The 2,722-nt window shown below is 36.5% G+C and carries 4 protein-coding genes; 3 read left to right on the forward strand and 1 reads right to left on the reverse strand.

Features of this window, described 5'->3' with window-relative positions:
- Positions 1-949 (reverse strand): serine--tRNA ligase (gene serS / locus ACY65O_RS07825; RefSeq protein ID WP_462220297.1); only part of this gene is annotated, 949 nt, incomplete at its 3' end.
- A gap of 305 nt (positions 950-1,254) precedes the next feature.
- On the opposite strand from serS, the gene ACY65O_RS07830 reads away from it, so the two are divergent.
- The 3 genes from ACY65O_RS07830 to ACY65O_RS07840 form a co-directional block, all read left to right on the forward strand.
- Positions 1,255-1,608 (forward strand): hypothetical protein, encoded by a 354-nt coding sequence (locus tag ACY65O_RS07830; RefSeq protein ID WP_462220298.1) that lies wholly within the window; start codon positions 1,255-1,257, stop codon positions 1,606-1,608.
- 10 nt (positions 1,609-1,618) lie between these two features.
- The gene (locus ACY65O_RS07835) at positions 1,619-2,359 is read left to right on the forward strand and encodes a peptidylprolyl isomerase (protein WP_462220299.1); all 741 of its coding nucleotides are present in this window, start codon (positions 1,619-1,621) and stop codon (positions 2,357-2,359) included.
- A 134-nt stretch (positions 2,360-2,493) separates the two neighbouring features.
- The coding region (locus ACY65O_RS07840; protein WP_462220300.1) for a biotin/lipoyl attachment domain-containing protein at positions 2,494-2,722 on the forward strand (229 nt) is incomplete at its 3' end.

A 2,722-nucleotide genomic window follows, 5' to 3' on the forward strand; every position in this document is an offset into this window, starting at 1 on the left:
ATTGTAAGCTTTGCAATAATTTTTCAATGTGTGCTACCATCTCTTCATGTACCTGGTAACTTTTTTCAGGATGTACCAGTTGAACAATTTCTACTTTATCAAACTGATGCACCCTGTTCAATCCTCTTACATCACTTCCAAAACTTCCAGCCTCTCTTCTAAAGCAGGGAGTGTAAGCCGTCATCTTTATGGGCAAATCATTTTCTTTTACAATTTCATCCCTGTAAATATTGGTAACAGGTACTTCGGCCGTGGGTATTAAATAAAATCCATCAGCGGTAATGTGATACATCTGCCCTTCTTTATCTGGTAACTGGCCGGTGCCGTATGCACTGGCTTCATTTACCATTAGCGGCGGTAAATATTCTGTATACCCTGCAGCAGTATTGTAATCTAAAAAATATTGTATTAATGCCCTTTGCAGTTTTGCACCTTTACCTTTAAATAAAGGAAAGCCGCTGCCCGTAATTTTTGCGCCGGTTTCAAAATCTACCAGGTCATATTTTTTAATTAAATCCCAGTGCGGCACTGCGGTTGCTGCAAGCGTTGGTTTTACACCGCCTTCTTTTACCACTTCATTTTCTTCGGGGGTTTTACCTTTTGGCACAGTTGTATGTGGAAGGTTTGGCAATATTACTATTTCATCATGCAATAACTTTTCGGCATCGGCTAATTGTTGCGCCAGTGCTTGTAAAGATGTTTTGTATTGTGCTACTTCCTGCTTTTTGTTTTCTGACCCCTCCTGCTGGCCTTTACCCATAAGCATACCAATTTCTTTACTGGCCGCATTAATAGTAGCTTGTATGCTTTCGCTGTCTACTTTTAATTTACGTACCTGCTCATCCAGTGCCACCACTTTATCCACCAATGATAAATCGCCAAAGTTTTTTACACTTAATCTTTCTTTTACCAAAGCTGTATTTTGGCGGATAAAACCAATTTGTAACATTGTATTTTTTGTGACAAAGTTAAGGATATAGCAAGATGTTTTAAAACAAGCGTTTTAATGAAGATTAAAATTTTTGATGATAAGGTTTTATGAAGGTTTCCGAATTAAAAAAGCTAATAATAAACCATATTTGAATAATTATACTTGTCGGAATCTGCAAAAAAACAGGAGATTCCGACTGTATAAAATTGCAGAGCAATAAATAGATTATTTTGATCTTTAAAAAAATATAAATTATGGCAGTCTAAAATCAGAAATCTTTCAATCAAATTTTAATAAAAAAACTAAAGCAGTACATTTGCAGCATGCAGCATATTAAAGACGATTTGCAGGTACGGTGGCTGAAGCTAAGGATTAAACTAAAAGAACGCTTTGGCATTAAGCCCGATATGGACGGCATTCTTTTTTTAATAGGCATACAGGAACTGGGCAGCGGCAAGCAGGATTTTACCAAAGAACAAAAACAGGATTTAATGCATATTGCAGTTTGTACCATTTTATCGGCAAGTGGCTACTATGTTTTATCGGGCCACGATGAAGATAACTGGCCGCACTTTGATCAGCTAAAACCTTTGCCCGGTTATATAATGATTGAACAGGAAAATTTTTTAAAAGACCATGTATTACTCTATTTTCAAAAACAAAAATTTATTGACTGATTATTATTTTATGAGAAAATTTAAAATTGTATTCGCCTTATTATTTTCAACTTTAATAGCATTTAATATTAATGCACAGGTTAAAAAACCTGCGGTAAAAAAGAAACCCGTTATTATAAAAAAAACCGTTGCGCCTAAAGTACCCACTACAAAAAAATTACCCGGCACAAGAATAAAAATTACTACAGATAGCGGCGTAATTGTAGTAAGGCTGTATGATAAAACACCTTTGCACCGTGATAATTTTATAAAATTAGTTACCGAACATTTTTACGACAGCCTTTTATTTCACCGGGTGATACAAAATTTTATGATACAGGGTGGCGATCCGCAAAGTAAAACTGCGGCTCCCGGCATTCAGTTAGGCGGCGGCGATATTGGCTATACTATTCCTGCAGAATTTGATACCGCATTATTCCATAAAAAAGGAACCCTTGCCGCTGCAAGAATGGGAGATGATGTTAACCCAAAAAAAGAAAGCAGTGGCTGCCAGTTTTATATTGTGCAAGGTAAGAAATGGACTGATGAAGAAATAAATATGATGGAAATGCAGACGGGCAAAAAATTTTCTGCCTTAAAAAGAAGAAGTTATAAAACTATTGGAGGCACTCCTTTTTTAGATATGGGCTATACCGTATTTGGCGAGGTGGAGAGTGGAATGAACGTAATTGATAAAATTGCAAGTGTGGAAAAAGACGGCGCCAACAGGCCATTGGGAGAGGTAAGAATGAGTATGGAACTGGTAAAATGAGTTACGGGTTACGGATTAATTTTGTTGTTGCAGATTTTGTCAATCGCAAACAAATTAGTCCTTAACTTTTTTTAACCCGTAACTTTCTATATTTTGCACCCGAATTAATTAATAAAAAATTTAACTGATATAATATGAATTTTCCTGCAAACCTGCGCTACACCAAAGACCACGAATGGATTTTATTAGAAGGTGATATTGCCACTATTGGCATTACCGAATTTGCCCAGGGCGAATTGGGAGATATTGTTTACGTGGACATCAGCAGTAAAGGAAAAAGCTTTGCTGCCGAAGAGGTTTTTGGTACAGTAGAAGCAGTAAAAACGGTAAGCGATTTGTTTTTACCCGTTAGCGGAACTGTAA

Source organism: Ferruginibacter sp. (genome assembly GCF_031430955.1).
In the GTDB taxonomy this organism is placed as follows: domain Bacteria; phylum Bacteroidota; class Bacteroidia; order Chitinophagales; family Chitinophagaceae; genus Ferruginibacter.